This is a genomic window from Pseudochelatococcus lubricantis (genome assembly GCF_042432495.1).
Lineage (GTDB): Bacteria > Pseudomonadota > Alphaproteobacteria > Rhizobiales > Beijerinckiaceae > Pseudochelatococcus > Pseudochelatococcus lubricantis.
The window spans coordinates 340,231-367,155 of sequence record NZ_JBHLXC010000001.1 but is presented as its reverse complement, the minus strand read 5'-3'; the positions used below and the strand labels follow the sequence as shown (position 1 = coordinate 367,155).

The 26,925-nt window shown below is 66.8% G+C and carries 21 protein-coding genes; 11 read left to right on the top strand and 10 right to left on the bottom strand.

Translation table 11 applies throughout. The features are described from left to right. Positions 1 to 218 precede the first annotated feature (218 nt). From ACFFJ7_RS01510 to ptsN, 7 genes are all read left to right on the top strand, one after another. Positions 219 to 833: a ribonuclease D gene (locus ACFFJ7_RS01510; protein ID WP_166949098.1), complete on the top strand. Its 615-nt coding sequence runs from the start codon at positions 219 to 221 to the stop codon at positions 831 to 833. Positions 834 to 1,067: 234 nt separating this feature from the next. Continuing rightward, on the top strand, positions 1,068 to 1,733 hold the full coding sequence (gene lptC / locus ACFFJ7_RS01505) for an LPS export ABC transporter periplasmic protein LptC (RefSeq protein ID WP_166949096.1): 666 nt from the start codon (positions 1,068 to 1,070) through the stop codon (positions 1,731 to 1,733). 93 nt (positions 1,734 to 1,826) lie between these two features. After that, a complete protein-coding gene (locus ACFFJ7_RS01500; RefSeq protein ID WP_377590492.1) occupies positions 1,827 to 2,477 on the top strand; it encodes an LptA/OstA family protein in 651 nt (216 codons plus the stop codon). 93 nt (positions 2,478 to 2,570) lie between these two features. Further along, positions 2,571 to 3,344: an LPS export ABC transporter ATP-binding protein gene (gene lptB, locus ACFFJ7_RS01495; RefSeq protein WP_208394116.1), complete on the top strand. Its 774-nt coding sequence runs from the start codon at positions 2,571 to 2,573 to the stop codon at positions 3,342 to 3,344. Positions 3,345 to 3,463: 119 nt separating this feature from the next. After that, complete coding sequence (gene rpoN, locus ACFFJ7_RS01490; RefSeq protein WP_377590490.1) at positions 3,464 to 5,137, top strand: RNA polymerase factor sigma-54; 1,674 nt, start codon at positions 3,464 to 3,466, stop codon at positions 5,135 to 5,137. A gap of 191 nt (positions 5,138 to 5,328) precedes the next feature. Then, positions 5,329 to 5,931, top strand: coding sequence for a ribosome hibernation-promoting factor, HPF/YfiA family (hpf, locus tag ACFFJ7_RS01485; RefSeq protein WP_377590488.1), 603 nt, complete (start codon positions 5,329 to 5,331; stop codon positions 5,929 to 5,931). A 166-nt stretch (positions 5,932 to 6,097) separates the two neighbouring features. Further along, entirely contained in the window at positions 6,098 to 6,580 is a 483-nt protein-coding gene (gene ptsN, locus ACFFJ7_RS01480) for a PTS IIA-like nitrogen regulatory protein PtsN (protein WP_166949083.1), read from the top strand. 424 nt (positions 6,581 to 7,004) lie between these two features. Here the strand turns inward: ptsN and ACFFJ7_RS01475 are convergent, their stop codons facing one another. The 5 genes from ACFFJ7_RS01475 to ACFFJ7_RS01455 form a co-directional block, all read right to left on the bottom strand. Beyond that, positions 7,005 to 8,135: a polyamine ABC transporter substrate-binding protein gene (locus ACFFJ7_RS01475; RefSeq protein WP_377590486.1), complete on the bottom strand. Its 1,131-nt coding sequence runs from the start codon at positions 8,133 to 8,135 to the stop codon at positions 7,005 to 7,007. Positions 8,136 to 8,295: 160 nt separating this feature from the next. Then, entirely contained in the window at positions 8,296 to 11,535 is a 3,240-nt protein-coding gene (locus ACFFJ7_RS01470) for an error-prone DNA polymerase (protein ID WP_377590484.1), read from the bottom strand. Positions 11,536 to 11,540: 5 nt separating this feature from the next. Then, entirely contained in the window at positions 11,541 to 12,989 is a 1,449-nt protein-coding gene (locus ACFFJ7_RS01465) for a Y-family DNA polymerase (RefSeq protein WP_377590708.1), read from the bottom strand. A gap of 22 nt (positions 12,990 to 13,011) precedes the next feature. Then, positions 13,012 to 13,863, bottom strand: coding sequence for an ImuA family protein (locus tag ACFFJ7_RS01460; protein ID WP_377590482.1), 852 nt, complete (start codon positions 13,861 to 13,863; stop codon positions 13,012 to 13,014). Between the two features lie 274 nt (positions 13,864 to 14,137). Further along, the gene (locus tag ACFFJ7_RS01455) at positions 14,138 to 15,703 is read right to left on the bottom strand and encodes a flagellin N-terminal helical domain-containing protein (RefSeq protein WP_377590480.1); all 1,566 of its coding nucleotides are present in this window, start codon (positions 15,701 to 15,703) and stop codon (positions 14,138 to 14,140) included. Between the two features lie 409 nt (positions 15,704 to 16,112). Here ACFFJ7_RS01455 and ACFFJ7_RS01450 point away from each other — a divergent pair, with 409 nt between their 5' ends. Continuing rightward, positions 16,113 to 17,360, top strand: coding sequence for an MFS transporter (locus ACFFJ7_RS01450; protein WP_166949072.1), 1,248 nt, complete (start codon positions 16,113 to 16,115; stop codon positions 17,358 to 17,360). A gap of 304 nt (positions 17,361 to 17,664) precedes the next feature. After that, positions 17,665 to 18,345: a TerC family protein gene (locus ACFFJ7_RS01445; RefSeq protein ID WP_166949069.1), complete on the top strand. Its 681-nt coding sequence runs from the start codon at positions 17,665 to 17,667 to the stop codon at positions 18,343 to 18,345. 108 nt (positions 18,346 to 18,453) lie between these two features. Here the strand turns inward: ACFFJ7_RS01445 and ugpC are convergent, their stop codons facing one another. The 5 genes from ugpC to ACFFJ7_RS01420 form a co-directional block, all read right to left on the bottom strand. Further along, positions 18,454 to 19,533, bottom strand: coding sequence for a sn-glycerol-3-phosphate ABC transporter ATP-binding protein UgpC (ugpC, locus tag ACFFJ7_RS01440; RefSeq protein ID WP_377590477.1), 1,080 nt, complete (start codon positions 19,531 to 19,533; stop codon positions 18,454 to 18,456). Between the two features lies 1 nt (position 19,534). Then, positions 19,535 to 20,383, bottom strand: coding sequence for a sn-glycerol-3-phosphate ABC transporter permease UgpE (ugpE, locus tag ACFFJ7_RS01435; RefSeq protein WP_166949063.1), 849 nt, complete (start codon positions 20,381 to 20,383; stop codon positions 19,535 to 19,537). A 10-nt stretch (positions 20,384 to 20,393) separates the two neighbouring features. Beyond that, a complete protein-coding gene (ugpA, locus tag ACFFJ7_RS01430) occupies positions 20,394 to 21,278 on the bottom strand; it encodes a sn-glycerol-3-phosphate ABC transporter permease UgpA (protein ID WP_166950183.1) in 885 nt (294 codons plus the stop codon). 178 nt (positions 21,279 to 21,456) lie between these two features. Continuing rightward, the gene (ugpB, locus tag ACFFJ7_RS01425) at positions 21,457 to 22,785 is read right to left on the bottom strand and encodes a sn-glycerol-3-phosphate ABC transporter substrate-binding protein UgpB (RefSeq protein WP_377590474.1); all 1,329 of its coding nucleotides are present in this window, start codon (positions 22,783 to 22,785) and stop codon (positions 21,457 to 21,459) included. A 146-nt stretch (positions 22,786 to 22,931) separates the two neighbouring features. Then, positions 22,932 to 23,933, bottom strand: coding sequence for an AraC family transcriptional regulator (locus tag ACFFJ7_RS01420; RefSeq protein ID WP_377590472.1), 1,002 nt, complete (start codon positions 23,931 to 23,933; stop codon positions 22,932 to 22,934). A gap of 178 nt (positions 23,934 to 24,111) precedes the next feature. On the opposite strand from ACFFJ7_RS01420, the gene ACFFJ7_RS01415 reads away from it, so the two are divergent. Next, positions 24,112 to 25,293: an isovaleryl-CoA dehydrogenase gene (locus ACFFJ7_RS01415; RefSeq protein WP_377590470.1), complete on the top strand. Its 1,182-nt coding sequence runs from the start codon at positions 24,112 to 24,114 to the stop codon at positions 25,291 to 25,293. Positions 25,294 to 25,295: 2 nt separating this feature from the next. Beyond that, positions 25,296 to 26,918: a carboxyl transferase domain-containing protein gene (locus tag ACFFJ7_RS01410; protein WP_377590468.1), complete on the top strand. Its 1,623-nt coding sequence runs from the start codon at positions 25,296 to 25,298 to the stop codon at positions 26,916 to 26,918. Positions 26,919 to 26,925: the final 7 nt, after the last annotated feature.

The following is a 26,925-nucleotide window of genomic DNA, read 5'->3' as shown; positions in this document are numbered from 1 at the left end:
GGCGGGTCTTGTGGATACAGACCGTATGAACAGGGGCCTTGTCGATCGGGCATGCGGGTGTTAAAGCCCGCAGGCGCACCGGAAGCTTGGGTACGTCGGAAACTTGGGTATCATGGGACGCTCGCGACAGCCGGGCGTGGCGTTCCGCCGGTTCCGGCCCGCTGCCGCGCCTGCCGCATGTCGCGCTTGCCGCATGTCTTGAGACAAGAGGTCCTGCCATGACCATCAGGCTCCACTCGGGCGATCTGCCCGCCGGAATCGACTTCGGTGATTCGGTCGCCGTCGACACGGAAACGCTCGGCCTCAATCCCCATCGGGACCGGCTTTGCGTGGTGCAGCTTTCGGCCGGAGACGGATCGGCCGACGTGGTGCAGATCCGGCGCGACGGCCCGCGCCCCGAGAACCTGATCCGGCTGCTGGCCGACGAGAACGTCCTCAAGATCTTCCACTTCGCCCGCTTCGATCTCGCGGTACTTTTCCACACCTTCGGCGTGATGCCGCAGCCGGTCTACTGCACCAAGATCGCCTCGAAACTCGTGCGCACCTACACGGACCGCCACGGACTGAAGGACAACCTGCGGGAATTGCTCGGCGTCGAGATTTCCAAGCAGCAGCAATCGTCGGACTGGGCGGCGGAGACACTGAGCGACGCGCAGCTTACCTACGCCGCCTCCGACGTTCTCCACCTGCACGCTCTCAAGGAAAAGCTCGACGCCATGCTGGCGCGGGAGAAGCGGACCGACATCGCCCGCGCCTGCTTCGCCTTCCTGCCGACACGCGCCCGGCTCGACCTCGCCGGCTGGCCGGAGACGGATATCTTCGCCCATATGTGACGGCCCGGCGGGTCCGAGGCGGACAGGATCGGGCATGGCTGGATGGACAGGCCGGACGAACGGATCGGCCGGGACGATATTCCGGCCGCGTCGCCGCCCTTGGACGGGACGCGCCCTCTGTACTATATAACGGTCATCCGAATTCAGGTATCCTGACCGCAGGTTGCCTGATGACAGGTATTCCGTCCGCCCGGCACCCCGCCGCGCGGCGCCACAACCGAAGACGGACGCCTTTTGACTGACGCTTCTTCCCCACGCGCCCGCCGCGCCCCGGTCGATCCGCCGCCCGCCGGGATCACGCCTGCCGCCTACAAGGCGGCGCTCCGGCATTCGGCGCGCGTGCGGGCCATGAAACGGCTCATCCCCATCGCCGCCCTGGCGGCGGTGGCGGCGGTGGCCATGATCGGCATTCTGGACCCGCTCCGCAGCATCGGCGGCCTGAGCCTCGGGCCGGTCTCGCTGTCCGGCTCGAAAATTACCATGGACGCCCCCAGGCTCTCCGGCTTCCGCGCGGGCACGCAGCCCTACGAGATGACGGCGGCCTCCGCCACGCAGGACGTGAAGAACCCGTCCGTCGTCGAACTGCAGCAGATCACCGGGCAGATCAGCCTCGACGGCGGCGGCAAGGCCGAGATCAACGCCCGCAGCGGCATCTACGATTCGCAGAAGGAATCCCTGAACCTCGCGGGCGATGTCCGCGTGCGCACCGACACCGGCTACGAGGCGAAGCTCTCCTCCGCCGCCGTCGACTTCAAGGGCGGGCGCGTCGTCTCCAGCGAGCCGGTGACCGTCACGATCACCGAAGGCACGATTTCCGCCGACAGGCTCGACATTTCGGACAATGGCAAGCATATCGTTTTCGAAGGTCGCGTACACGCGATTCTGGATGGCGGGAAATAATCTGCTAAAAACGGCCGGCGGCGGGGCACCGGCCGGAGGGCGGCCGGGCGAGAGGCGACCGCTGGCGCGCTGCGGGACAGGATGGAACGGACGATGGAACAGCAGGGAACAGACATGCCGCTCGTCGGGAAACACGGGCGGATTTCGCGCGGCGCGCTGCTGATGGCGGCCCTTCTCGCGCCGATGCTATCGATCGCCGCGGCCGACGCGCAGGCGCAGGCACAGGCGCAGCGCCCCGGCAGCCAGCCGCTCGGCGGCCTGGGCTCCGGCAAGGATCCGATCAAGATCGACGCCGACCGGCTCGACATCTTCGACAAGGAAAAGCGCGCCACCTTCACCGGCAATGTCGTCGCGGTGCAGGGTGAAACCACCATGCGCTGCTCGTCGCTGAACGTCTTCTATGAGCAGAGCGCGACGGGCAACGCCGCCGGCGCCGCGCCGGCACCCGCGTCCGGCGGCCCTGGTGGCCCCGGCGGCAACAACAACATCCGCAAGCTCGATTGCGAGGGGCCGGTCACCGTCGTCTCCAAGGACCAGACGGCGACAGGGCAGCACGCCGTGTTCGACCGCGATTCCAACACCGTCGTGCTGACCGGCAAGGTGGCGCTGAGCCAGGGCAAGAACGTCCAGCAGTGCGACCGGATCGTCTACAACCTCGACACCAGCATCGCCAATTGCGTCGCCAAACCGGGCGGCCGCGTGCAGGGCGTGTTCGTCCCCGGCAGCGGCAATCCGCCGAAGTAACGGCCTTTCTTCGCAACCACATCGAACCGGGATATCTTCGTGACGCTTTCGCCCGACACCGCCAGCCCCGCCGGCACCTTCCCGGACCATGCATTGCCGGCGGACGACGCGGGCGGCGGGTTCCGCGCCGTTCCGCTGACGCACGACGGTGTCCTTGCCATCGACGGGCTGCGGAAGAGCTATCGCGGCCGCACGGTGGTGCAGAGCGCCTCGCTCCACGTGCGCAAGGGCGAAGCTGTCGGCCTGCTCGGCCCCAACGGCGCCGGCAAGACGACGATCTTCTACATGATCACCGGCCTCGTGGCGGCCGATCTCGGCTCCATCACGCTTGAGGGGCACGACATCACCCGCCTGCCGATGTACCGGCGCGCGCGGCTCGGCATCGGTTATCTGCCGCAGGAAGCCTCGATCTTCCGCGGCCTCAGCGTCGAGGACAACCTGCGTGCCGTGCTCGAGGTGGTGGAGCGGGACCGCAAGGCGCGGGAGAAGAAGCTCGACGCGCTGCTCGAAGAATTCGACATCGCGCGGCTGCGCAAGTCGCCCTCCATCGCACTCTCCGGCGGCGAGCGCCGGCGCTGCGAGATCGCGCGCGCTCTCGCGGGCGATCCGGCCTTCATGCTGCTCGACGAGCCCTTCGCCGGCATCGATCCCATCGCCGTGGGCGATATCCAGAACCTCGTGCGCCACCTAACACGCCGCCGCATCGGCGTGCTGATCACCGACCATAACGTGCGCGAGACCTTGGGCCTGATCGACCGCGCCTACATCATCCACTCCGGCCGCGTGCTGATGGAGGGCACGCCCGCCGAAATCATCGCCAGCCCCGACGTGCGCCGCCTGTATCTGGGCGAGGATTTCCAGCTTTAGCAAATGCAGCTTTGACGGAACCTCGCAAAGGCGCTAGATAACGAAAAGAGACTTCAAGCAAGAAGCGTGCCGCTGTCCGGTTCTGAGGCCCGGCGGCAGGGGAAATCGGGGTTGCGCCAATGGGACTTTCCCACCGGCTGGAGTTGCGCCAAAGCCAGTCGCTCGTGCTGACACCGCAACTGCTGCAGGCGATCCGCTTGCTGCAGCTGTCGCATCTCGAACTCGTCTCCCACATCGAAACCGAACTCGAACGCAACCCGCTGCTCGAACGTGTCGACGACGCCTCCGCGCCGGACGAGACAGGCCGCGACGAAACGACGCGGGAAGAACTGGCACGCGAGGAACTGCCGGACGCGCGAGACACCTCGCAGGACGCCACCGGCGACAGACCTGAAGAGATCGACGCCGCATCTCCCGGCACGCCGCTGGATCCGGACACGTCGGAGGCGGACTTCGCGGAATCGGACTCAACGGATCTGGAGAGCCTGCGCGACTGGTCGCCGGAAGAACCGCAGTTGCAGCGCGATTCGATCGAGGCCGATTTCGGCACCTCCTTCGACAACGTGTTCCAGGACGACGGCAGCCAGCCGCGAGCGGAGGCGCTCGCGGCCGACGAGGGGCTGATGGTGTCGTCCTCGCCGCCGCTGTCCGGCGGCAGCCACAATCTCGACGATGCACCCGATCTGGAGGCGACGCTCGCCGCCGGCATCAGCCTTTACGACCATCTCGCGGCCCAGCTCGATCTCGCCACGACGGACGCGCAGGCGCGCCTGATCGGCCGCTTCCTCATCGATGCCATCGATGCCGCCGGCTATCTCGGCGAGACCACGGCAGACATTGCGGCGCGGCTTGGCGTCGACGAGGCGCGCGTGGAGGGCGTGCTGGCGCTGGTGCAGAGTTTCGAGCCCACGGGCGTCGGGGCGCGCAGTCTCGCCGAATGCCTGGCGCTGCAATTGCGCGAGCGCGACCGCTACGACCCCGCCATGCAGGCGCTTGTCGCCAACCTGGCACTCGTCGCCCGCCACGATCACGCGGCGCTGCGCAAGGTGTGCGGGGTGGATCAGGAGGACCTCGCAGACATGCTCGCCGAGTTGCGCCAGCTCGATCCCAAGCCGGGGCGCGGCTTCGGCAACGAGCCCGCGCAGACTCTGGTGCCCGATGTCTTCGTGCGCCGCGCCCGTGACGGCGGCTTCGTCGTAGAGCTGAACGAGGACACTTTGCCGCGCGTGCTGCTCAACCGCGCCTACCATGTGAAGCTGATGCAAGGCACCCGCTCCGACGCCGACCGCGCGTTCCTTTCCGAATGCCTGCAGAGCGGCGACTGGCTGACCCGCAGCCTCGAACAGCGCGCCCGCACCATTCTCAAGGTGGCGAGCGAGATCGTGCGCCAGCAGGAGGGGTTCTTCCGCCACGGCGCGGCGCATCTGCGCCCCCTCAACCTGAAAACGGTGGCCGACGCCATCGAGATGCACGAATCGACCATCTCGCGGGTGACGGCCAACAAGGCCATCGGCACCGACAGGGGCGTTTTCCCCATGAAGTACTTCTTCTCCGCTGCCGTCGCCGCCGCCGATGGCGGCGACACCCACGCGGCTGAGGCGGTCCGCCATCGCATCCGCCAGTTGATTGGCGCGGAAACCGGGCCACGCGACGTGCTCTCCGACGACGCCCTCGTCCGGAAACTGCGCGAGGAAGGCATCGAGGTGGCGCGGCGCACGGTTGCCAAGTACCGGGAATCGCTACGTATTCCCTCGTCGGTGGACCGCCGCCGCGCGCTCGCCGCCAGGACGTGACGCGGCGACGAAAAGCGCGCGCAAGCGCCGGGAGCGGGGCGCGACAAATAACGCTAGCCGGCGATTGATCATGATCATAAGCTGAACACTTGCGCCGTGCTGTGTTGGGCGCAGGCTTGACGGGCCGGCCCGGGAACATGCGGTCTTCCGCCGGACCGGCCCGAAGAAGTGTATCAGGGAAGGAGATTGCAATGGCGTTACGGATCACCGGAAAGAATATCGACATCGGCGATGCGCTGCGGGGGCAGATCGAAGCCCGCGTTTCGTCCGCCATCGCCAAATATTTCGACACCGGCTATTCGGGCCATGTGGTTGTGGAAAAGGAGGGGAACGGCTTCCGCACGGTCGGTGTGCTGCATCTCAACACCGGCCTCACCCTGGAGGCGACCGGCGCCGCGCCGGATGCCTACGCGGCCTTCGACCACACCGCCGACCGTTTCGAGCGCCGGCTGCGCCGCCACAGCCGCCGCCTGAAGGAACGCGCCCAGCCCGGCTCCGCCGACCTCGCACACCTGCCGCTGGCCGAGCCGGAAGAGGTGCGCGCCTATGTCATCGAGGCCCCGCAGGAGGAGATCGAGGTCGACGAGAGCTTCCATCCCGTGATCGTGGCGGAAAATATTGCCGCTCTCCACCGCTTTTCCGTCAGTCAGGCTGTCGTCGAGCTTGACCTGACCGGCGCTCCCGTAGTTGTGTTCAGACATGCTGGCAGTGGCCGGGTAAATATCGTATACCGCCGTCACGATGGCACCATCGGCTGGATCGATCCGCCCGCAGGTTCGCAAATCCAGGGCTGACCGGTCGCGGCGGGTTCCGTCCGACTATTGAGCGAGCATCGGATTTTCTGCTCTCGGGCAGGCGTCCGGTGCTCATATCTGTGGTAGATTGCATGGCTCGGCGCGCGTATGCACGCCTCCCGGACCTGCACTGAAGGAGCGACCCGCGGCTGCGCGTGTTCGAGATATGCCCCTGACCGATATCCTCACACCCGACGCAATCGTGCCCTCGCTGAAAGCGAGCGGCAAGAAGCAGGCGTTGCAGGAGATTGCGGCCAGAGCCGCCCATCTCACCGGCCTTGACGAACGTGAAATCTACGAGACGCTGCTCCAGCGCGAGCGCCTCGGTTCGACAGGCATCGGCGATGGCATTGCCATTCCCCACGGCAAGCCGGCGCGGATCGACAGGCTGTTCGGCCTGTTCGCCCGGCTGGAAAAGCCGATCGACTTCGAGGCCATCGATGGCCAGCCGGTCGATATCATCTTTCTGCTGCTCGCCCCTGAATCCGCCGGGGCGGATCATCTGAAGGCCCTTGCCCGCGTCGCGCGGCTTCTGCGCGAACCCGGCAATCTCGACCGGCTACGCTCCGCCCGCGATGCGAGCGCGATCTATGCCATCCTCACCCATGAAACGCCGGGCGCCGAAAGCGGCAAGGCCGTTTCGGGCTGACACACCGTCATCATCGTCTTCATATCGTTTCCGGGCAGGCTGACCTGACGGCCCGTCCGGAAGCGGGCGCCCAAGGCGGGCAGGCCTTTTGGAGCGGTTTGCACCCGTGCAGGCCGTTCCATTCATCTAATATATCAACGCGCGCATGGCCTTCGACCGCTCGCATGTGGTCTTTGCCCAAGCACCGCACAAGCTTGGCCGCACTTCGATCAGTTTGCCTCGTCGAAGTACGGTATTAGAGCGTTTTCAAGCAAAGTGGGTACCGGTTTGCGTGAAGAAAGCGCGTAATACCAAAAACTTATAGCATTTCGGCGTTTCAATGAAATGTCGAAATGCTATAGAGCGCGCTCCGAACAGAATTCGCTCAAAATAAGGGAAATAGAATCTGTCCTGCTTCAACGTAAACAGGACAGATTCCAATGCGTCAGCGGCCGGTCTTGATGCGCGTCCACAGCCGCGTGACGGTGCGCTGGGTGCGGTCGTCATAGGCGGTGTTGGTGAACAGGCGCTTCAGCGTCTCGTCGTCGGGATAAATGCCCGGGTTGTCGCGCACTGCAGCGTCGACGAGAGGACGGGCGGCGAGGTTGCCGCTGGCGTAGGAGACGAAGCTCGCGTTCTTCGCCGCGATCTCCGGCCGGTTCAGGAAGTCGATAAAGGCGCGCGCCTCCTCCGGATGCGGTGCATCGGCGGGAATGGCGAAGCTGTCGAACCACATCAGCGCGCCCTCGCGCGGCACCCGGTAGCTGATCTCGACACCGTTCCCCGTTTCCTTCGCGCGGGTTGCCGCCTGCAGGATGTCGCCCGAGTAGCCGACCGCGACGCAGATATCGCCGTTGGCGAGCGCGTTGATGTATTCCGACGAGTGGAACTTCTGGATGAAGGGCCGCACGGCGATGAGAGCATCGGCAGCCTTCTGCAGGTCCTTCGCGTCCTTGGAATCGGGATTGAGGCCGAGGTAGTTCAGCACGCCGGGCAGCAGGTCCTCCGGCGAATCCAGCATGTAGATGCCGCAGTCCTTGAGCTTTTCGGCCACTTCCGGCTTCAGCACGAGGTCCCAGGTGTTGAGCACGGCGTCGGCACCGAGGCGCTCGCGCACCTTGGCGACATTCACACCGATGCCGGTGGTGCCCCACATGTAGTTGATGGCGAACTGGTTGCCGGGGTCGAACACCGCAAGGCGCTCGGCGATCTCCGGCCACAGGTTCTTCGTGTTGGGGATCTTTGCCGGCTCCATCTTCTGGAACACGCCGGCCTTGATCAGCCGCTGCAGGAACGGCCCCGACGGCACGACGACGTCATAGCCGGATTTGCCGGTGAGCAGCTTGGTCTCGACGATCTCGTTGTTGTCATAAGTGTCGTAAACGACCTTGATGCCGGTTTCCCTGGTGAACGCATCGAGGGTGTCGGGGTCGATGTAGTCCGACCAGTTGTAGACGTGCACCGTCTTCTGCTGGGCGGCGGCGGGGCCGGCGAGCATGAGGAGGGCGAGCGAGGCGCCGGCGGCAAGCGCGGCAGCGGCATTTGTCCTGAAGCGTGAAGCGATGGCGCGGATCATGTCCGGCTTTCTCCCGTCTTGCGAAATTCCAGCTTTGAGATTCAGACAGTATTTGTGAAGTCAAAACGCAACACGTCGCCCCCGGTTCGAAACGACGGGCCACCATACGCAAAACCTCGCTCCTTTGCATCCATTTCCCATCGGCGCGCGTCCTTTCCCGTCACCGGAAATCGCGCGCGCTCACGTCCAGTACCGGGCCGGCGGCGCCTGGAGCGGATGACGGGCGCCCGTCCGCAGCGCGCCCGGCGAACGAGCGCAGCAGCGGCCCGAGATCGACGGCCGAGCGGGCGACGAGATGGATCACCTGCCCCTCCCGCTGCACCCGGCCGCGGATGCCGATGAGCGACGCGCCGAGGATGACGGGACGGAAGCGCTGCTGGATATCCTGCCAGAACACAGCATTGGCGTTGCCCGTCTCGTCCTCGATGGTCATGAACATCACGCCCTTCGCCGAGCCCGGCCGCTGGCGCACCAGCACGAGGCCGGCGACAGCCATCCACTGCCGGTCTCGGCTCGCGGCAAGATCCCTGCAGGAGCGGTAGCCGGCGCGCGCCAGTTCCCGGCGCACCAGCGCCACGGGATGCCCCCGCAGGCTGAGCCCCACGCTGTCGTAATCCTCGACGATCTCGCGGCCGAAGGGCATGGCGGGCAGCACGACGGGCGGCTCGCGCACCAGGCCGGCAAGGGGGGCGGCGAACGGGCGATCTCCGAACAGCGGCAGCGTGCCGCCGTCGCCGCGCCCCTCCATGCCCGCGATGGCCCAGAGCGCGGGGCGGCGCGCGGTTGCCTCCCGCTCCGCCGCGAGGCCAGCGAGGGCATCGGCGCGGGCCAGCGCCATGAGCGCCCCGCGCGAGGCACCGCCACGACCGGCCAACTCCCCCACCGTTTCATAGGGCCTGTCGCCCCGGCCGGCGACGAGCCGCCCGCCCTCCGCCTCCGTCAGCCCCTTGACCATCCGCAGGCCAAGCCGCACCGCCCCCCTGTCCGCCGCCTCTCTTTCAAGCGTGCAATCCCAATGGCTGCGGTTGACATCGACCGGCCGCACCGCGACGCCGTGGTTGCGCGCATCCCGCACCAGTTGGGCGACGCCATAGAAACCCATGGGCTGGGCATTGAGCAGCGCGCAGCAGAACACCTCCGGATGGTGATATTTCAGCCAGGCGGAGACATAGGCGATCAGCGCGAAACTCGCCGAGTGGCTTTCCGGAAAGCCGTAGGCGCCGAACCCCTGTAGCTGCGTGAAGGTCCGGGCCGCGAATTCCGCCGTGTAACCGTTCTTCACCATGCCGTCGATGACCTGCTGGCGCAGCCGCTCGATGGTGCCGGGGGCGCGGAACGTCGCCATCGAGCGGCGCAGTTCGTCCGCCTCGTCAGGAGAAAAGCCGGCGCAATCGACCGCAAGCTGCATCACCTGCTCCTGAAACAGCGGCACGCCCAGCGTCCTGCCCAGCACCTTCTCGAAGGCTCGACTGGGATATTTCACCGAGCCGGGCGGCCTGCCCCGCCGGCGCAGGTAAGGGTGCACCATGTTGCCCTGGATGGGGCCGGGGCGGACGATGGCGATCTGGATCGTCAGGTCGTAAAGGTGTCGGGGCCGCAGTCGCGGCAGCATGGACATCTGCGCGCGCGATTCGATCTGGAAGACGCCGATGGTGTCGGCCCGGCCCATCATCTCATAGACATCCACGTCGTCCTGTTCGATGCGCGACATGTCGAGATCGATGCCCTTGTGCGCCCGCAGCAGCGCGAACGCGCCCCGGATGGCGCCCAGCATGCCGAGGCCGAGCACGTCGACCTTCATCATGGCCATGCGATCGATATCGTCCTTGTCCCATTCGATCACCTGCCGGTCCGGCATGGCGGCGGGCGCGATAGGCACGATGGAGTCGAGCCGGTCGCGGGAGATGACGATGCCGCACGGATGCTGGGAGGCGTGGCGCGGAAAGCCCTTCAGCCCGTCCGCCAGTTCGAGCGTGAGCTGCAGCCGCCGGTCGTCGGCGTTGAGGCCGAGCGCCGCAAGCTGCGCGCACCGTGCCTCCGGCGTCTCGGCGCCCGCGTAGTGGCGGGCAAGCACCGACAGCACATCCTCGGACAGGCCCATCGCCTTGCCGGCATCGCGCAGCGCACCCCGGCGGCGATAGCGCACGATGCTCGCCGCAAGCGCCGCCCGGTCGCGCCCGTAGCGCTCGAAAATCCACTGGATGACTTCCTCGCGCCGGTCGTGCTCGAAATCGACATCGATATCGGGCGGCTCCTGCCGGGCGCTGCTGATGAAACGCTCGAACAACGGCTCGGCGCCGTTGAAATGCGGGGCCGTGAAATCCACCGACGTGATACCGAGCACGAAGCACACCATCGAGTTGGCCGCCGACCCGCGCCCCTGGCAGAGGATGCCGCGCGAACGGGCGAAGCTCACGATGGCATGCACCGTCAGGAAATAAGGCGCATAGTCCTTCTCGCCGATGAGGGCGAGTTCGCGCCGCAGCAGGCGGGCGACGCGCTCCGGCACCCGGTCGCCATAGCGTTCGGCGGTGCGCTCCCGCACGAGACGTTCCAGCACTTCCTGCGGCGTGCCTTCCTCCGGCACCGTCTCGACCGGATACTGGTAGCGGATTTCCGCGAGCGAGAAGCGGCAGCGGTCCACGATCTCCAGCGTGTTGCGGATTGCCTGCGGATGCGCGGCGAAGAGGCGCGCCATCTCGCCGGGCGCCTTCAGGAAGCGGTCGGCGAAGCGCGCGCGCCGGAAGCCCAGCGCATCGATGGTACAGTTGTGCCGGATGGCTGTCAGCGTGTCATGCAGGATGCGCCGCTCGCGCGCATGATAGAGAACGTCGTTGACCGCGACGACCGGCAGGCCGAGCGCCCGCGCGCCCTCCTCCAGCGCCAGCAGCCGGTGCGTGTCGTGATGGCGGCGGCGCAGGCACAGCGCCACATAGGCGAAGCCGGGAAAGGTATCGCGCAGGCGGCGCATGTCGGCATTGGCGGCCTCGTCCGCCGCATCGGGCAGCAGGGTGACGATCTGCCCCTCGCCGGCAGCCGCGAGGTCCGCCCATGCGAGACAGCGCTCACCCTTCACCAGGCTGTCGTGGCCCGCCCGCCGGTTGCCCACGGTCAGCAGGCGGGTGAGGCGCGACCAGGCGGCGTGGTCCGTCGGATAGACCAGCACGGAGGGGCCGTCCGTGAGGTCGAGCCGGCAGCCGACGACGAGGCGCAGCTCCGCCTCCTTCGCCGCATGGTGGGCGCGCACGACGCCCGCCACGCTCTGCCTGTCGGTGACGGCGATGGCCGCGAGGCCTAGGCGCGCCGCCTCGCCCACCAACTCCTCGGGGTGGGAGGCCCCGCGCAGGAAGCTGTAATTGGTGGTGACCTGCAATTCCGCGTAAGCTGCTCCGGTCTGCATCGGCGCTATCCGAACAGGCCGTGGATGAACCAGCGCTGCGGGCCGGTTTCCCCGTGCTCGCCGTCGCCGGCGCGGAACAGCCAGAAGCGGTGCCCGGCCGTATCCTCGACGATGAAGTAATCCCGCACCGCATCGCCCTCGTCAGCCGCACGCCACCACTCGCCGTAAATACGCTCCGGGCCGTCTGCATGGCGGACGTCATGCGTATGCCCGCGCCAGGCGAAGCGCCGGGGCGGATAATCGGGCAGCAGCGCCAGCGTCGAGACGGGCTCGGGATGTGCCAGCAGCCGGACGGGACCGGCGGCGGCGAAGGTGGCAGGCGGCGGGCGCGTCAGCGCATCCACCCGCACGAAGGAGCGCTCGGGCAGGTCGCTTTCCCGCGCCGCGAGGCGGAACAGCCGCCGCGCCTTGCCGCTGGCGTGGAGGCGGTCGACCAGCATGGCCAGATCAGCCCTCCCGTCCGTTCCGTCGGCGCCGCGCGCGCCAAGCCGGATTTGCGCCTGTGCCATCGCTTCCGTCTGCGGCGCGGCAAGCTGGATATCCTCGACGCCGAAGCCGGGATCGACCAGCGCCAGCCGCTCCCGCAGCAGCGCGGAGAGCCGGCGCGGGTCGCGCACCGGCGCCGAGAGGCCGAGGCTCAGGCCCGCATGCGAGCGGTCGACCCGCCCGCAGACGAGATCGAGCCGCCGCGCGCCCGCACCCGCTGCCGCGAGCCTGTCCGCAAGGCGCGCGCACAGCGATTGCACCTGATGCAGAATTTGTCCGGGGGCGGCGATCGGCTCCGCGAAGCGCCGGCGCACGGCGAGCAGTTCCGGGTTGTCGAGGCGGGTAAACGGCTCCGCCCGCACACCCGCCGCCCGGTCGAGGCAGCAGGCGAGTGCCTCCCCGAAGCGGCGGACCAGTGGAGCGCGCGGCATCCCGTATAACTGGCCGATGCGCACGAGCCCCATCCGCTCCAGCCCCTCGACGGCGGCGGGCGGCAGGCGCAACGCTGCGACCGGCAGGCCGGCCAGCGCCGCGAGCGCCTCCCCCGGCGGGACGACGACCGTGCCGGAAGAGCCGAAGCGCGCCAGCGCATGCGCCGCCCCCGCGGTATCCGCCACCGCAACGCGGGCGGCAAAGCCACTGCGGGCAAGGCGCGCCGCCAGATCGGCAACGAGTCGCACCTCGCCGCCGAAGAGATGCGCCGAACCTGCGATGTCCAGCCGCAGGCCGTCCGCCTCCCCTTCCCCGTCGATGCCGTCATCGATGCCGACGACGGGGCTGTAGCGACGCAGCAGCCAGAGGCCGACGGTCTCCAGCGCCTCCCTGTCGGCGGCGGGATCGTGGTCGGCCAGCGCGAGGCCGGGCGCCAGCGCGTGGGCGCGCACTGCTGTCATGCCCGGCGCAAGGCCGCAGTGGCGGGCGCGATCGTCGACGCAGGCCAGCAGCCGGCGGCCGCCGTCGCTGCGCACCGTGGCGAAGGGCGCCTCGCCCTCAGCCCGCGCGCCGGCGCGCCGGCGCAGCCTGTCCGTCCCCAGCGTGGGGAGAAAGACCGAGGCCACCCGCTGGCGGGCGGGCGGGCATCCATGCAACAGGGTCTCGTGCGGCGGATAAAAGGCCATGCTCATCGGGAGCCTCCACAATCCATTGTCCGGGAAGGCCATTGCGGCAACGCAGGAGTTCCAGCAGCCACAGCGGGCGCAGTGTAAGCAGGGAAGACGACGGCGGCGAAGGAGACGCCCCCACCCGCCAGCGTGTCAGCGCGGCGCTGGCGGGGACCCTCGCCGGCGCCGCACCGGCGCGCCCTTCCGGCGCATCCTCGCCATGGCGCACCACCCACGCCATGACGCCCGAGGCTTCGGCGGCAAGGCCAAGGCGGCGGGATTCGAGGAATTTCAGGTCGAACACCTCCGCCACCGCCGCGCAGATGGCGGAAGAGCGCAACCCCTCCTCCATCGCCGACAGCACATCGTGGCGCGATCCGCACGCTGCCCAGACGACCCGCCCCGGCTCAAGCCCCACCGCCGCGAGGGCTGCGGGAAACACATCGATGCTGCGGGCGCACCACAGGACATCGCCCCGCAGCCGCCCGACGATGGATGCGACAAACAGCGCCGGCGCGGCGGCAGCTCCTGCATCACGCCCCGCGCCGCAAGCTTCATGCAGACCGCCGATACGCAGGCCGCGTTCCGGATTGCCCTCCGCCCCGCCGGGCAGATGCCCATCGATAGCGGTTTCGCCGAAGGGCAGGATGGCCCGCCGGCGCGCAGCGGCGGAACCGCCGGACCGCCCCTCGATGCCGGCGATGACCGCCCGCAGCTCCCGCAAGGCTGAAACGTCACACATACCCGTTACTCCGCAGATTGCCCGCGCCCGTTATGGACACAGGCCACGGAATCGCCCTGGAACTTATCCGTTGTTTATGGAACGTTCCATGTACTTATGCGGGAGTCAATCCCCCGTTCGATGTTTCGCCGGCGAGCGTGCCGGCCAGGGAATGCCATAAAAAAAGCTGCACTCCTCGCGGGGTGCAGCTCCAGAAAGTTACACCCCTTGCGGGGTGTAACCATGGACGGAAGATGCTTCCGCCTTTTCCGGAACGATTCCGGCCGGACGCGCCTTACCGGAAGAGCGACAGGATGTTCTGGGTGGAGTTGTTGGCGATGCCAAGCGCCTGAACGGCGAGCTGCTCCTGCACCTGCAGGGCCTTCAGCTTGGAGGACTCCTCGTTGAGGTCGGCGTCGACGAGCTGGCCGATGCCGCGCTTGTTGGCGTCGATCAGGTTCTGGACGAAGGTCTGGTTACCGTTGACGCGGGATTTGGCGGCACCGAGGATAGAAGCTGACAAGGTCAGCTCCTGCAGTGCATCGTCAACAGCGGAGATATAGGCCGAGAGCACGCCCTTGTCGAAATCTGTATCCGTCAGCTTGGAGATGTCGATGTCCGACACGCGGACAGCCTTGGCTTCCGTGCCGTCCTTCGAGGAGACGACCGTCCTCACCTTGTCGAAGATGCCGAGTTTCTGGTTGTCCGTGCTTGCGGTTGCCGTGGCTTCATAAGCAACACGCGCATCCTCACCGGTTTTGGCCACGAAGGCGTCACGCGCGGAAGTCGACAGGACTTTCCCGAACGCGGTCGCGACGGCTGCATCGTATGCAGTGGCTGCAACCTTCGCTGCATCGGCAGACGACGCCTCGGCGGTCGTGCCGGTGTCGCCGCCGGTCGCGGCATCGGCGATGCTCTCCAGCTCCGTCTTGTATTCGGTACCCGCCTTGTTGACCTCAGCCAGCAAGTCCGTCTTTTGCTTGGTCGTCAGCGAAGCAACGAAAGCAGCACCGCCATTCGTGTAGTCGGCCGCGAAAACGGCAAGCGCGGCATCGAGTTCACCTGCAGTCACAGTATGAACCGCGGCGGAAGCCGTCTGAACGGCAGTACCCGTCGCAGTCGCGCCCGATATGCGCGCGGCGGCGGGAGCGCCTACCTTCGCAGCACTTGCCGCGTCGCCGGTCGCCGCGTCGAGGGCCGAGGCATTCCATGCGGAATCCGTTGCCGCAGTGACGCTCTTGATGGCGCCCAAGGCGGCGCTATAGGTCGCCAACGCGCCCGCGCCGGAGTTGTCCAGCGCAGTCGTCACGGTGGTCTGCGCCGAGTCGCTGGTTTCGTACAGCTTGGTCTTGCCGATATCGATGTCGATGTTCTCGATCGTCACCGCGCCGGCGGCGCGGGTGAAGGAGCCGACCACACTCTTGGTGCTGTTGTAGCCATTCGCCGACGAATTCTGCGTCAGCCAGCTTTCGCTGTTGATGACGGTGGACTTCGACGTGTCCTTCAGGCGGTTCTGGAGCTGGGTGACTTCGGCCTGCACCTGAGCGCGCGGCACGCCGGTCTGGCTCGCCGCGACCAGCTTGGACTTCACCTGGTCCAACAGATCCTTGGTGTCGTTGATGCCGGTGTAGACAGTGTCGATGGTGGCGCCGCCGAGGCCAAGAGCGTCCTTCACCGCGCCGAGCGCGCCGACGTCAGACCGCAGGGTGGTGGCGATGGACCAGTAGGCGGCGTTGTCTTCCGCCGTGTTGATGCGGTAGCCGGTGGAAACGCGGTTCTGCGTGGCTGACAGGCTTTTGGAGGCCGCCGTCAGCGTCTGCAGGGCGGTCTGCGCGGAGGAGTTCGTAAACAAGCTGGCCATTATAGCGATCCCTTCTCAGGTCAAGAACACATGATTTGGGACATACCGGGCTGGAACCGGCCTGGCGGGAACGACATCATGTCTCCGGAGAAGCGGACATCGACGCATGCCCTGAAGGCGCGCGAAGCTCCAATCCCGGCCCACCAGCGTGATACGCAAGATGCACCCGCAAGCTTGCACGGAGCTTGCGCAAGGCGTGAAAGCGCCGCGCGACGGCGCAGCATCCCGCCGCACATCAGCATTGCAGCGGGCGCAGATTGACAAGCGCTATCGGGCCATGGCCATCTGGGGCAGCGGTCGTCGCAGATGTTACCGTCTCCAACCCTGCCTTCTCTCCGGACCCCGGTTCTCCGGGCCCCGCCTCAAGGGGCGTTCGCCCGCTCCCCCGCTCCTCACCTGTGGCCTTAAGATGCTTGTCTCCGATGACGCAGCCGCGGCGCGCGCCGACCGTTATACAGCCTTCCGTCACAGCGCCTTCGCGCGATACTGGCTGGCACGTTTTCTCGGTTCCTTCGCCATCCAGATCGTCAGCGTCTCCGTCGGCTGGCAGATCTACGACCTGACGCGCGACCCGTTCGACCTCGGCATGGTCGGTCTCGTGCAGTTCCTGCCTGCGCTGGTGCTGGTGCTGGTCACGGGCGTGGCGGCGGACCGCTTCGGGCGGCGCACCATCATGGGCCTCTCGCTGGGGCTGGAGGGGCTGTGCGCGCTCGCGCTGCTCGCGCTGACGCTCACCGGTCTGTTCCAGCCGGCAGCGGTGTTCGTCACGCTGCTGTGGTTCGGCATCGCGCGGGCCTTTCTGGCGCCTTCCTCGGCCTCGCTGGTGGTCAATCTGGTGCCGCCGGAGCATTTCGCCAACGCGGTGTCGTGGAACGCTTCCGCGTGGCAGATCGCCACCATCGTCGGCCCGGTCGCGGGCGGGCTGCTCTACGGCCTCTCGCCCGTCGCCGCCTATACGACGGCGGCCATCATGCTGCTGACGGGCACGGTGCTCACCTTCTCGATTTCCGCCGCCGGCCAGCACATCGTCGGCGACAAGGCAACCGTCGACACGCTGCTCGCGGGCTTCCGCTACATCTGGAAGGAAAAGATCGTGCTCGGCGCGATCTCGCTCGACCTGTTCGCCGTGCTGCTCGGCGGCACGATCGCGCTGCTGCCGGTCTATGCGCGCGATGTCCTGGAGCTGGGGCCGTGGGGGCTCGGCATGCTGCGCGCGGCACCGGGCATCGGCGCCATCGCCACTGCGCTGTGGCTGACCGGCCATCCCATCCGCGATCATGCCGGGCTCATCATGTTCGGCTGCGTCGGCCTGTTCGGGCTGTTCACCGCCGCCTTCGGCGTCTCTACCCTGGCGTGGTTCTCCATTCCCATGCTCGCGCTCGTCGGCGCGGCAGACATGGTCAGCGTCTATATACGCGAGACCCTGCTGCAACTGTGGACGCCCGACCACGTGCGCGGGCGCGTCAACGCCGTCAACTCGGTGTTCGTCGGCGCCTCGAACGAACTGGGCGAGTTCCGCGCCGGCGTCATGGCCGCCATGATCGGCGCGATGCCGGCCGTGGTGTTCGGCGGCGTCGGCTCCATCCTCGTCGCGGGCCTGTGGGCCTGGTGGTTCCCGCAGCTGCGCAAGGCGCGCCATCTGGAGGGGCGGGTCTGAGCAGGCCGGATGACACTTTTTCGACGACGATTTTCCCCGCCGCTCCCTTGAAACCCCGCGCATCCGGCGGTATAGACAAGGCCTCCAGCCCGGGCCCCTCTGGCAGTTCGATGAACTGTGATGTCGGACTGGATATCTGAAACCGGGTGGCCTGGAGCGCAGGGATTTTTCTCCGACATTGCCGAAGCTTCGCGCCCTGCCGCAGCCCTTTCATGGGTCACCCCCCTGAAATCGGAGGCGCGGCGGGCCTCGCGGCGGCCATTTCGGCCCAACGACGACAGGCGCCCTTCATAGCGGGTGCCATATGGCTGAAACTATAAATTATCTACTCACTCCCGATGCGTTTTACACGCTGCTGCAGGTCATCATGATCGACCTGGTGCTGGCGGGCGACAACGCCATCGTGATCGGCCTCGCGGCCGCCGGCCTGCCCAAGGAACAGCGCGGCAAGGCCATCCTCATCGGTATCGCGGCGGCGACCGTGCTGCGCATATTCTTCGCGGCGATAACGACGCAGTTGCTGCAGATCGTCGGCCTGTTGTTCGCCGGTGGCGTGCTGCTGCTGTGGGTCTGCTGGAAGATGTGGCGCGAGCTGCGCGTGCAGCAGCACGAAGAAATGGACGCCGTCGAGGCGCTGAACGAGGAAGACATCAACAAGGACGGCGCGGTTTCCGGAAGGGCGCCGCGGAAAACCTTCGCACAGGCCGCGTGGCAGATCGTCCTCGCCGACCTGTCGATGTCGCTCGACAACGTGCTCGCCGTGGCGGGCGCGGCGCGCGAGCACCCGGAAATCCTGATCTTCGGTCTCGTGCTCTCGGTTGCCCTGATGGGCGTGGCGGCGAGCTACATCGCCAAGCTGCTGCACCGCTTCCGCTGGATCGCGTATGTCGGCCTCGCCATCATCCTCTATGTGGCGCTGGAGATGATCTACCGCGGCCTGCTTGAACTGTTGCCCGTCGTCAACGGCGTGGTGAACGGCGGATAACCAGGCAACAACCGCCGGTATTCTTGATCCGTGGCGGGCGACCGTGATACCCGGTCGAACCGCGGCGGATCAGGAAACCGGCGGGCAAAACGGCCGGATAACGGCCGTTCACGCAGCAAGCGCCGGGGCGGACAAGGGCACCTTCCGCCCCGTTTCCTTGCTGAAGCAATGCAGGCGCGTGAGGGGCAGGTGCAGGTCGGCGGCGGTGTCGGCGTGCCCGGTCCATGCGCCGGGAATGCGCAGCACGACGCTCTGCGACAGCCCGCCGACCGCCGCATAGGCGAGGCTTTCGGCGCCGACCATCTCCACCGCCTCGATGCGGGCGGGCAGCGTGATCGCCGGCCCGTCGACGCGGCCCGCTTCCAGAAAGACGTCCTCCGGACGGATGCCGATGACCCCCGTGCCCGCCGGTACCGCGTCCGGCAGGGTGGCGCCGGCGGCGCGCAACTGCGCCACGTCGATGAGGTTCATGCCCGGCGAACCCATGAAGCTGGCGACGAACAGCGTCTGGGGATCGCCGTAAAGCTCCAGCGGCGAGCCCTGCTGCTCGATGGCGCCGCCATTCATGACGACGAGCTTGTCGGCGAGCGTCATCGCCTCAAGCTGATCGTGCGTCACATAGACGAGGGTAGTGCCGAGCGTGCGCTGCAGGCGGCGGATTTCCACGCGCATATGACCGCGCAGCTTGGCGTCGAGGTTGGACAGCGGCTCGTCGAACAGGAACGCCTGCGGCTTGCGCACGATGGCGCGGCCCATGGCGACGCGCTGGCGCTGGCCGCCGGAGAGCTGGCGCGGCTTCCTGTCGAGGAAAGGCTCGATTTCGAGGATGCGCGCCGCCTCTTTCACGCGCGCGTCGATCTCGGCGCGCGGGGTGCCGCGGTTCTTCAGGCCGTATTCCAGGTTGCCGCGCACCGACATGTGCGGATAGAGCGCGTAGTTCTGGAACACCATGGCGATGTCGCGCTCGGCCGGCTCCAGGTTGTTGACGACGCGCCCGCCGATGGCGATCTCACCCGCGGTGATGCTCTCCAGCCCGGCGATCATGCGCAGCAGGGTGGACTTGCCGCAGCCCGAGGGGCCGACCAGCACCACGAGTTCGCCCGCGGCGATGGAAAGGTCTAGCCCCTTGATGACCTCGATACCGCCCGGATAGGTCTTGCGGACATTCTCGATTGCGATAGTGGCCACATTACTTCTCCGTCTCGACGAGGCCCTTGACGAACAGGCGCTGCATCAGGATGACGACGAGCACCGGCGGCAGCATGGCGAGCATCACGGCGGCCATGACGAGGTTCCATTGTGGATCGGCCTCCGCCACCGCCACCATCCGCTTGATGCCCATGACGATGGTGTAATAGCGCGGGTCCGTCGTCACAAGCAGCGGCCACAGATATTGCACCCAGCCATAGATGAACAGGATCACGGAAAGCGCCGCGATATTGGTGCGCGACAGCGGCAACAGGATGTCGCGGAAGAAGCGCATCGGCCCGGCGCCGTCCACACGCGCGGCTTCCGTCAGTTCGTCCGGCAGGGTCATGAAGAACTGGCGGAAGAGGAAGGTCGCGGTGGCGGAGGCGATCAGCGGCAGGGTGAGGCCCGCGTAGGAATTGAGCATGCCGAGATCGGCCACCACCTTGAACGTGGGCACGATGCGCACCTCCACCGGCAGCATCAGCGTGATGAAGATCATCCAGAAGAACAGCACGCGGCCGGGAAAGCGGAAATAGATGATCGCATAGGCGGAGATGATGGAAATGGCGATCTTGCCCACGGTGATGACGACCGCCATCACCAGCGCGTTCCACATCATCAGCGCCAGCGGCGGCGCGCCGGATTTCGCCATGCCGGTGGTGAACATGGAGCCGTAGTTGGCGGCCATCTCGGAACCTGGCCACAGTGGCATCACACCGCTGACGAAGGCGCCGTCCCCGTGCGTGGAGGCGACGAAGGCGAGATAGACGGGCGCGATGACGATAGCGACGCCGAGGATCAGCACCAGATGGGTGAAGACGTTCAGCCAGGGACGGTTCTCGATCATGTCTCGCCCCTCAATACTGCACGCGCCGCTCGACGTAGCGGAACTGGACGAACGTAAGCGCGATGACGATCATCATCAGGATCACCGACTGCGCGGCGGATGAGCCGATATTGAGGCCCAGGATGCCGTCCGCGAACACCTTGAAGACGAGGATGTTCGTCGCCCCCGCCGGCCCGCCGCCCGTGGTGGCGTCCACGATGCTGAAGGTGTCGAACATGGCGTAGTTGACGTTGATGATCAGCAGAAAGAACGTCGTCGGCGACAGCAGCGGAAAGATGATGGTCCAGAAGCGCTTCATCGGCCCGGCACCGTCGATGGCCGCCGCCTCGATCAGCGAGCGCGGGATGGACTGCAGCCCGGCGACGAAGAACAGGAAATTGTAGGAAATCTGCTTCCAGCTCGCCGCCACCACCAGCATGATCATGGCATGGTTGCCGTTGATGCGGTGGTTCCAGTGCACGCCCATGAAGGACAGCAGATAGGGCAGGATGCCGATGGTGGGGTTGAAGAGAAACCACCACAGCACGCCCGCCACGACGGGCGCGACCGCATAGGGCCACACGAGCAGCGTGGTGTAGACGCCGCCCAGCCTGATGAGGCGGTTGACCGCCACCGCCAGCAGCAGCGCGAACGTCATCGAGCAGAACGTCACGGCAATGGCGAAGGCGGCCGTCACCCTGAGCGAGTCGACATAGGCCGGATCCTCGAACAGCCGCGTGTAGTTCTCGAACCACACGAAGGTCGATGCCAGCCCGAACGGGTCCTCGCGCAGGAAGGAAGAAACGACCGCCTGCCCGGCGGGCCACAGGAAGAACACCACGGTGATGGCGATCTGCGGCGCGAGCAGCGCGTAAGGCAGGACTTTGTTCGGGAAGATCGTGCGCTTCGTCTGCATGCGGGGCCGGCCGGTCTGCAGCATGATCCGGCTTGATGACACCGGATCACGCTCTGCAAGCTTTCGATTCAGGCGCTTTCCGGTCAGATGGTGCCATCCGGTCCGAGAGCGCCCTGGGGCAAAGGCGGAAAGCCCGCGCCGGAATGGGCGCGGGCTTCATGATCGCGGTGGGCGCGCCTTACTTGTTGGCGGCCTCGAAGTCACGCAGGATGCGGTTGCCGCCGACGACAGCCGCGTCGAGCGCTTCCTTCGCGCTCTTCTTGCCGGCGAGCAGGGCCTCGAACTCGCTGTCGATCACGTCGCGCACCTGGGCGAGGTTGCCGAAGCGGATGCCCTTGGAGTTGACCGAGGGCTCGCCGCGGGTGATCTGGTTGATGGCGATGTCGGAGCCGGGGTTCTTCTCGTAATAGCCCTGCGTCTTGCCGAGTTCGTAAGCAGCGTACGTGATCGGCAGGTAGCCGGTGAACTGGTGCCAGTCAGCCTGCACCTCGGGCTTCGACAGGTAGGAGAAGAACTTCGCCACGCCCTTATATTCCTCGGCCGGGCGGCCCTGCAGCGCCCACAGGGTGGCGCCGCCGATGATGGAGTTCTTCGGCTCCTTGATCACGTCGTCGTAATAGGGCAGCGGCGCGAAGCCGACAGCGAAGGTCTTGGCGTTGGCGACGACGCCGGCGCGCGAGGCCGAGGAGTTGAAGTAGATGGCGCATTCGCCCGAGTAGAACTTCGGCGGGGCGTCGTTGCCGCCCACCGGGCCGCCGTACTGGAAGATGCCCTCGTCCGACCACTTCTTCAGATTGGCGAAATGCTTGACCTGCGCGTCGCCGTTGAACTGGAACTGCGTGCCGAGGCCGCCGAAGCCGTTCTCCAGCGTGCCGTAGGGCTTGTCGTGCAGGGCGGAGAAGTTTTCGAGCTGCACCCACGACACCCAGCCGGTGGTGAAGCCGCACTTGGCCGCGCCCGATTCCTTGATCTTCTTCGAGAACGACTCGACTTCGGCCCAGGTCTTGGGCGGCGTATTGCGGTCAAGGCCGGCCTTCTCGAAGGCGTCCTTGTTGTAATACATGATCGGGGTCGAGGAGTTGAACGGCAGCGAGAGGATGTTGCCCTGCGTGTCCGAGTAATAGCCCACGACCGGCGCGAGGTAGCTCTTGGAGTCGAAAGGCTCGTTGTGATCGGCCATCAGCTTGTAGACCGGGTAGACGGCGCCCTTGGCGGCCATCATGGTGCCGGTGCCGACCTCGAACACCTGCACGATAGCCGGGTTCTGCTTGGCGCGGAAGGCGGCGATGGCGGCCGTCAGCGTCTCGGGATAGGAGCCCTTGTAGACGGGCACGATCTTGTAATCGGACTGCGATTCATTGAAGCCCTTGGCGATCGACTCGAGCTTGACGCCAAGCTCGCCGCCCATCGCATGCCACCACTGGATTTCCGTCACCGCGAGCGCCGGCGCGGTCAGCGCCAGAGAGGCGGCGAGCGCCACAACCGAAGTCACAACCTTGTTCGCCATTGTCATTCTCCCAAAGCCACACGATCCCGCGAGGCGCAGGTGTGCATCATTAGCTCGGACATAGGCTGAGGCGATGATGATTAGTTGACGGACGGATGACGTTTTGACGACAGCGTGAACGTCAGTGGAAGAAAACGCAATGCGTGTCAGCCCTGCGCCCGCTGGCGCTGGCGCTGGAATTGCCCGGGGGCCGCGCCCGTCCAGAGGCGGAACGCGCGCGAAAAGCTCTTCTCGCTGCGGAAGCCGACGAGATGCGCGATCTGCTTCAGCGGCCTGTTGCTGCGCTGGATCAGCTCCAGGGCGCGTTCGTGGCGGACGTCGTCCTTGATCTGTTGCAGGGACGCCCCTTCCTCGTTCAGCTGCCGATGCAAGGTGCGGCCCGATATGTTCAGCATCACTGCCAGTTCCTCGGCGTTTGGCAGGCCCGGCGCGTGGCCGCGGCCCGACATCCGCGCCCGCAGCAGCATGCGCACGCGGTCCACCAGCAGACGGTCGCGCCGGTATTGCAGCACAGTCAGCAGCAGCGCCTTCTGCAGCATGGCCCGCGTCGCCGCCTCGTCGCGCACGGGCGCGAGCGCCAGATAATTGGCGTCGAAGCTGAAGCCCGCCGCCTCCGCGCCGAACCGCGCCTCGCCGGGAAACATCGCCCGGTACGAGGCGGCATGCGCGGGGCGCGGGAACGGAAACGACAGGTCATTCAAGGGAATGCGCGAGTCGATCAGCCAGCAGGCGAAGCCGTGCACCATGCGCAGCACCGAGACGAGACAGAACTCGCGCAGTTCCGCCGGCATGCGCCGCTCCTGGATCACGAGGCTCGCCGTTCCCGCCTTGACGGTCAGCATGAGCCGGATATCCTCTGTGAGTAAGCCATGGCAGCGGCACCAGCGCTTGAGGGCAATGCCGAGATCGGGCGCCGTGACCGCCGCGCGGCACAGGAGGCCGTGGCTGCCCCACGGCAGACGGCGCGAGAACCAGCCCAGCGCCTCGTCGTCGAGTTCGCGCATGGCATGGCCGGAAAGCGCCTCGAACTGCTCCGCCGTCACGCGCGCCTGCGGATCGCCAAGCAGGCGCGGCGCAATCCGTGCCGCCCGCAGCGCCCCTTCGAACGGCACGCCATAGCCTTCGTAAGCCCTTGAAACAGCGTTCACAAAGGCAATCGGCGTGACGGCTCTAGGCCCGTTTCCATGGCTGTCCTTCATGGTTTCATCATTCCGCATGATGGCAGGATTTGCAACCATTGTGGCAGCAATCGGCGGGCATCACGCATTAGTCTCGTCTGCAACAAGCCGGGGAAACCGGCATTGACGAACGACAGGGAAAGACGCCATGACATTTCCGGCTTTGGGCCTCGATTTCGATCTCGGCGAGGACGTCGACGCGCTCCGCGCGGCCGTGCGCGCCTTCGCGGAAAAGGAGATAATGCCCATCGCGGCCGAGGTGGACCGCGACAACGCCTTCCCCGCCCCTCTCTGGCGCAAGCTCGGCGAACTCGGCCTGCATGGCCTCACCGTCGGCGAGGCCTATGGCGGCACCGGCCTCGGCTACCTGGCGCATATCGTCGCCATGGAGGAGGTCTCGCGCGCCTCGGGCTCCGTCGGCCTCTCCTACGGCGCGCATTCCAACCTGTGCGTGAACCAGATCCACCGCAACGGCACGGACGCGCAGCGGGAGAAATACCTGCCGAAGCTCGTCTCCGGCGAGCATGTCGGCGCGCTCGCCATGAGCGAGCCCGGCGCGGGGTCGGACGTCGTGAGCCTGAAGCTGCGCGCGGAAAGGAAGGGCGACCGCTTCGTGCTCAACGGCTCCAAGATGTGGATCACCAACGGCGGCGATGCCGACACGCTGGTCATCTACGCGCGCACGGACCCGGAAGCCGGGGCGAAGGGCATCACCGCCTTCATCGTCGAGAAGGGCTTTCCGGGCTTTTCGGCCGGTGCGAAGCTCGACAAGCTCGGCATGCGCGGCTCCAACACCTATCCGCTGTTCTTCGACAATTGCGAGGTGCCGGAGGAGAACGTGCTGGGCGGCGTGGGCAACGGCGTGCGGGTGCTGATGTCCGGCCTCGACTACGAGCGCGCCGTGCTCTCGGGCGGGCCGCTGGGGCTGATGGCAGCGGCCGTCGACGCCATCGTGCCCTATATCCACGAGCGCAGGCAGTTCGGCCAGAGCATCGGCGAATTCCAGCTCATGCAGGGCAAGGTGGCGGACATCTACACCACGTGGCAGGCGTGCCGCGCCTATGTCTACGCGGTCGGCAAGGCCTGCGACCGGGGCAACCATGCCCGCACCCTGCGCAAGGACGCCGCCGGCGCTATCCTCTATTCCGCCGAGAAAGCGACCTGGATCGCGGGCGAGGCCATCCAGACGCTCGGCGGCGTCGGCTACACCAGGGATTTCCCGGTAGAGCGCCTGTGGCGCGACGCCAAGCTTTACGAGATCGGCGCCGGCACCTCGGAAATCCGGCGTATGCTGATCGGCCGCGAACTGTTCAACGAAACCGGAAACTGACCATGGCCGCGATCGACAGCAGGATCAGCCCGCGCAGCGCGGAGTTCCAGGCCAGCGCCGATGCCATGCAGTCGCTGGTGGAAGACCTGCGCCAGCGCCTCGCGCAGGTGGCGCTGGGCGGCGGCGAGGCGGCACGCGAGAAGCACGTGGCGCGCGGAAAGCTGCTGCCGCGCGAGCGGGTGGAGCTGTTGCTCGACCCCGGCACGCCGTTCCTCGAAATCGCGCCCATGGCGGCCTTCAACGTCTACAAGGAGAAGGACGGCAGCGATTCCGCCCCCTCCGCCGGCATCATCGCCGGCATCGGGCGCATCGCCGGGCGCGAATGCGTCGTGGTCTGCAACGACGCGACCGTGAAAGGCGGCACCTATTTCCCGCTGACAGTGAAGAAACACCTGCGCGCGCAGGAGATCGCGGCCCAGAACAACCTGCCCTGCGTCTATCTGGTGGATTCGGGCGGCGCTAACCTGCCCAACCAGGACGAGGTGTTTCCCGACCGCGACCATTTCGGTCGCATCTTCTACAATCAGGCCAACATGAGCGCCGACGGCATCGCCCAGATCGCCGTCGTCATGGGCTCGTGCACCGCCGGCGGCGCCTATGTGCCGGCGATGAGCGACGAGACCATCATCGTGAAGAATCAGGGCACGATCTTTCTGGCCGGCCCGCCGCTGGTCAAGGCCGCGACCGGCGAGGTGGTGAGCGCGGAAGCGCTGGGCGGCGGCGACGTGCACACGCGCCTGTCCGGCGTCGCGGACCATCTCGCCAACGACGACACCCACGCGCTGGCGCTGGCACGCCGGTCGGTCGCCAATCTCAACCGCTCGAAGAAAATCCCGCTCGACATCATCGAGGCACGCCCGCCGAAATACGACCCGCGCGAGATCTACGGCATCATCCCCACCGACACGCGAAAGCCCTTCGACGTGCGCGAAATCATCGCCCGCATCGTGGACGCTTCCGCGTTCGACGAGTTCAAGGCCCGCTTCGGCCCCACACTCGTCACCGGCTTCGCGCATATCGAGGGCCTGCCGGTCGGCATCGTGGCGAACAACGGCATCCTGTTCTCGGAAAGCGCGGCCAAGGGCGCGCATTTCGTGGAGCTGTGCTGCCAGCGGCGCATCCCGCTCGTCTTCCTGCAGAACATCACCGGCTTCATGGTCGGCCAGAAATACGAGAACGAGGGCATCGCCCGCCACGGCGCCAAGATGGTGACGGCGGTCGCCTGCGCCAACGTGCCGAAATTCACCGTCATCATCGGCGGCTCCTTCGGCGCGGGGAATTACGGCATGTGCGGGCGAGCCTATTCGCCGCGCTTCCTGTGGATGTGGCCGAACGCGCGCATCTCCGTCATGGGCGGCGAGCAGGCGGCCTCGGTGCTCGCCACCGTGCGCCGGGACGGCATCGAGGCACGCGGCGGCACCTGGAGCGCGGAGGAGGAAGCCGCCTTCCGGGAGCCCATCCGCCAGCAATACGAGCATCAGGGCCACCCCTATTACGCCACCGCCCGCCTGTGGGACGACGGCGTGATCGACCCCGCCGACACGCGCCGCGTGCTGGCGCTCGGCCTTTCCGCCAGCCTCAACGCCCCGATCCCCGAGCCGCGCTTCGGCGTGTTCCGCATGTGAGCGAGGC

What these genes read in the sequence shown, in the direction of transcription:
- ACFFJ7_RS01510 (WP_166949098.1), top strand. Translation starts at nt 219, where the DNA reads ATGACCATCAGGCTCCACTCGGGCGATCTGCCCGCCGGAATCGACTTC.
- ACFFJ7_RS01410 (WP_377590468.1), top strand. Translation starts at nt 25,296, where the DNA reads ATGGCCGCGATCGACAGCAGGATCAGCCCGCGCAGCGCGGAGTTCCAG.
- ACFFJ7_RS01470 (WP_377590484.1), bottom strand. Translation starts at nt 11,535, where the DNA reads ATGCAGACCGGAGCAGCTTACGCGGAATTGCAGGTCACCACCAATTAC.
- ACFFJ7_RS01450 (WP_166949072.1), top strand. Translation starts at nt 16,113, where the DNA reads ATGCTTGTCTCCGATGACGCAGCCGCGGCGCGCGCCGACCGTTATACA.
- ptsN (WP_166949083.1), top strand. Translation starts at nt 6,098, where the DNA reads ATGCCCCTGACCGATATCCTCACACCCGACGCAATCGTGCCCTCGCTG.
- ACFFJ7_RS01460 (WP_377590482.1), bottom strand. Translation starts at nt 13,863, where the DNA reads ATGTGTGACGTTTCAGCCTTGCGGGAGCTGCGGGCGGTCATCGCCGGC.
- ACFFJ7_RS01455 (WP_377590480.1), bottom strand. Translation starts at nt 15,703, where the DNA reads ATGGCCAGCTTGTTTACGAACTCCTCCGCGCAGACCGCCCTGCAGACG.
- ACFFJ7_RS01500 (WP_377590492.1), top strand. Translation starts at nt 1,827, where the DNA reads ATGGAACAGCAGGGAACAGACATGCCGCTCGTCGGGAAACACGGGCGG.
- ugpB (WP_377590474.1), bottom strand. Translation starts at nt 22,785, where the DNA reads ATGGCGAACAAGGTTGTGACTTCGGTTGTGGCGCTCGCCGCCTCTCTG.
- hpf (WP_377590488.1), top strand. Translation starts at nt 5,329, where the DNA reads ATGGCGTTACGGATCACCGGAAAGAATATCGACATCGGCGATGCGCTG.
- ugpE (WP_166949063.1), bottom strand. Translation starts at nt 20,383, where the DNA reads ATGATCGAGAACCGTCCCTGGCTGAACGTCTTCACCCATCTGGTGCTG.
- ACFFJ7_RS01415 (WP_377590470.1), top strand. Translation starts at nt 24,112, where the DNA reads ATGACATTTCCGGCTTTGGGCCTCGATTTCGATCTCGGCGAGGACGTC.
- ugpA (WP_166950183.1), bottom strand. Translation starts at nt 21,278, where the DNA reads ATGCAGACGAAGCGCACGATCTTCCCGAACAAAGTCCTGCCTTACGCG.
- ACFFJ7_RS01475 (WP_377590486.1), bottom strand. Translation starts at nt 8,135, where the DNA reads ATGATCCGCGCCATCGCTTCACGCTTCAGGACAAATGCCGCTGCCGCG.
- rpoN (WP_377590490.1), top strand. Translation starts at nt 3,464, where the DNA reads ATGGGACTTTCCCACCGGCTGGAGTTGCGCCAAAGCCAGTCGCTCGTG.
- ACFFJ7_RS01445 (WP_166949069.1), top strand. Translation starts at nt 17,665, where the DNA reads ATGGCTGAAACTATAAATTATCTACTCACTCCCGATGCGTTTTACACG.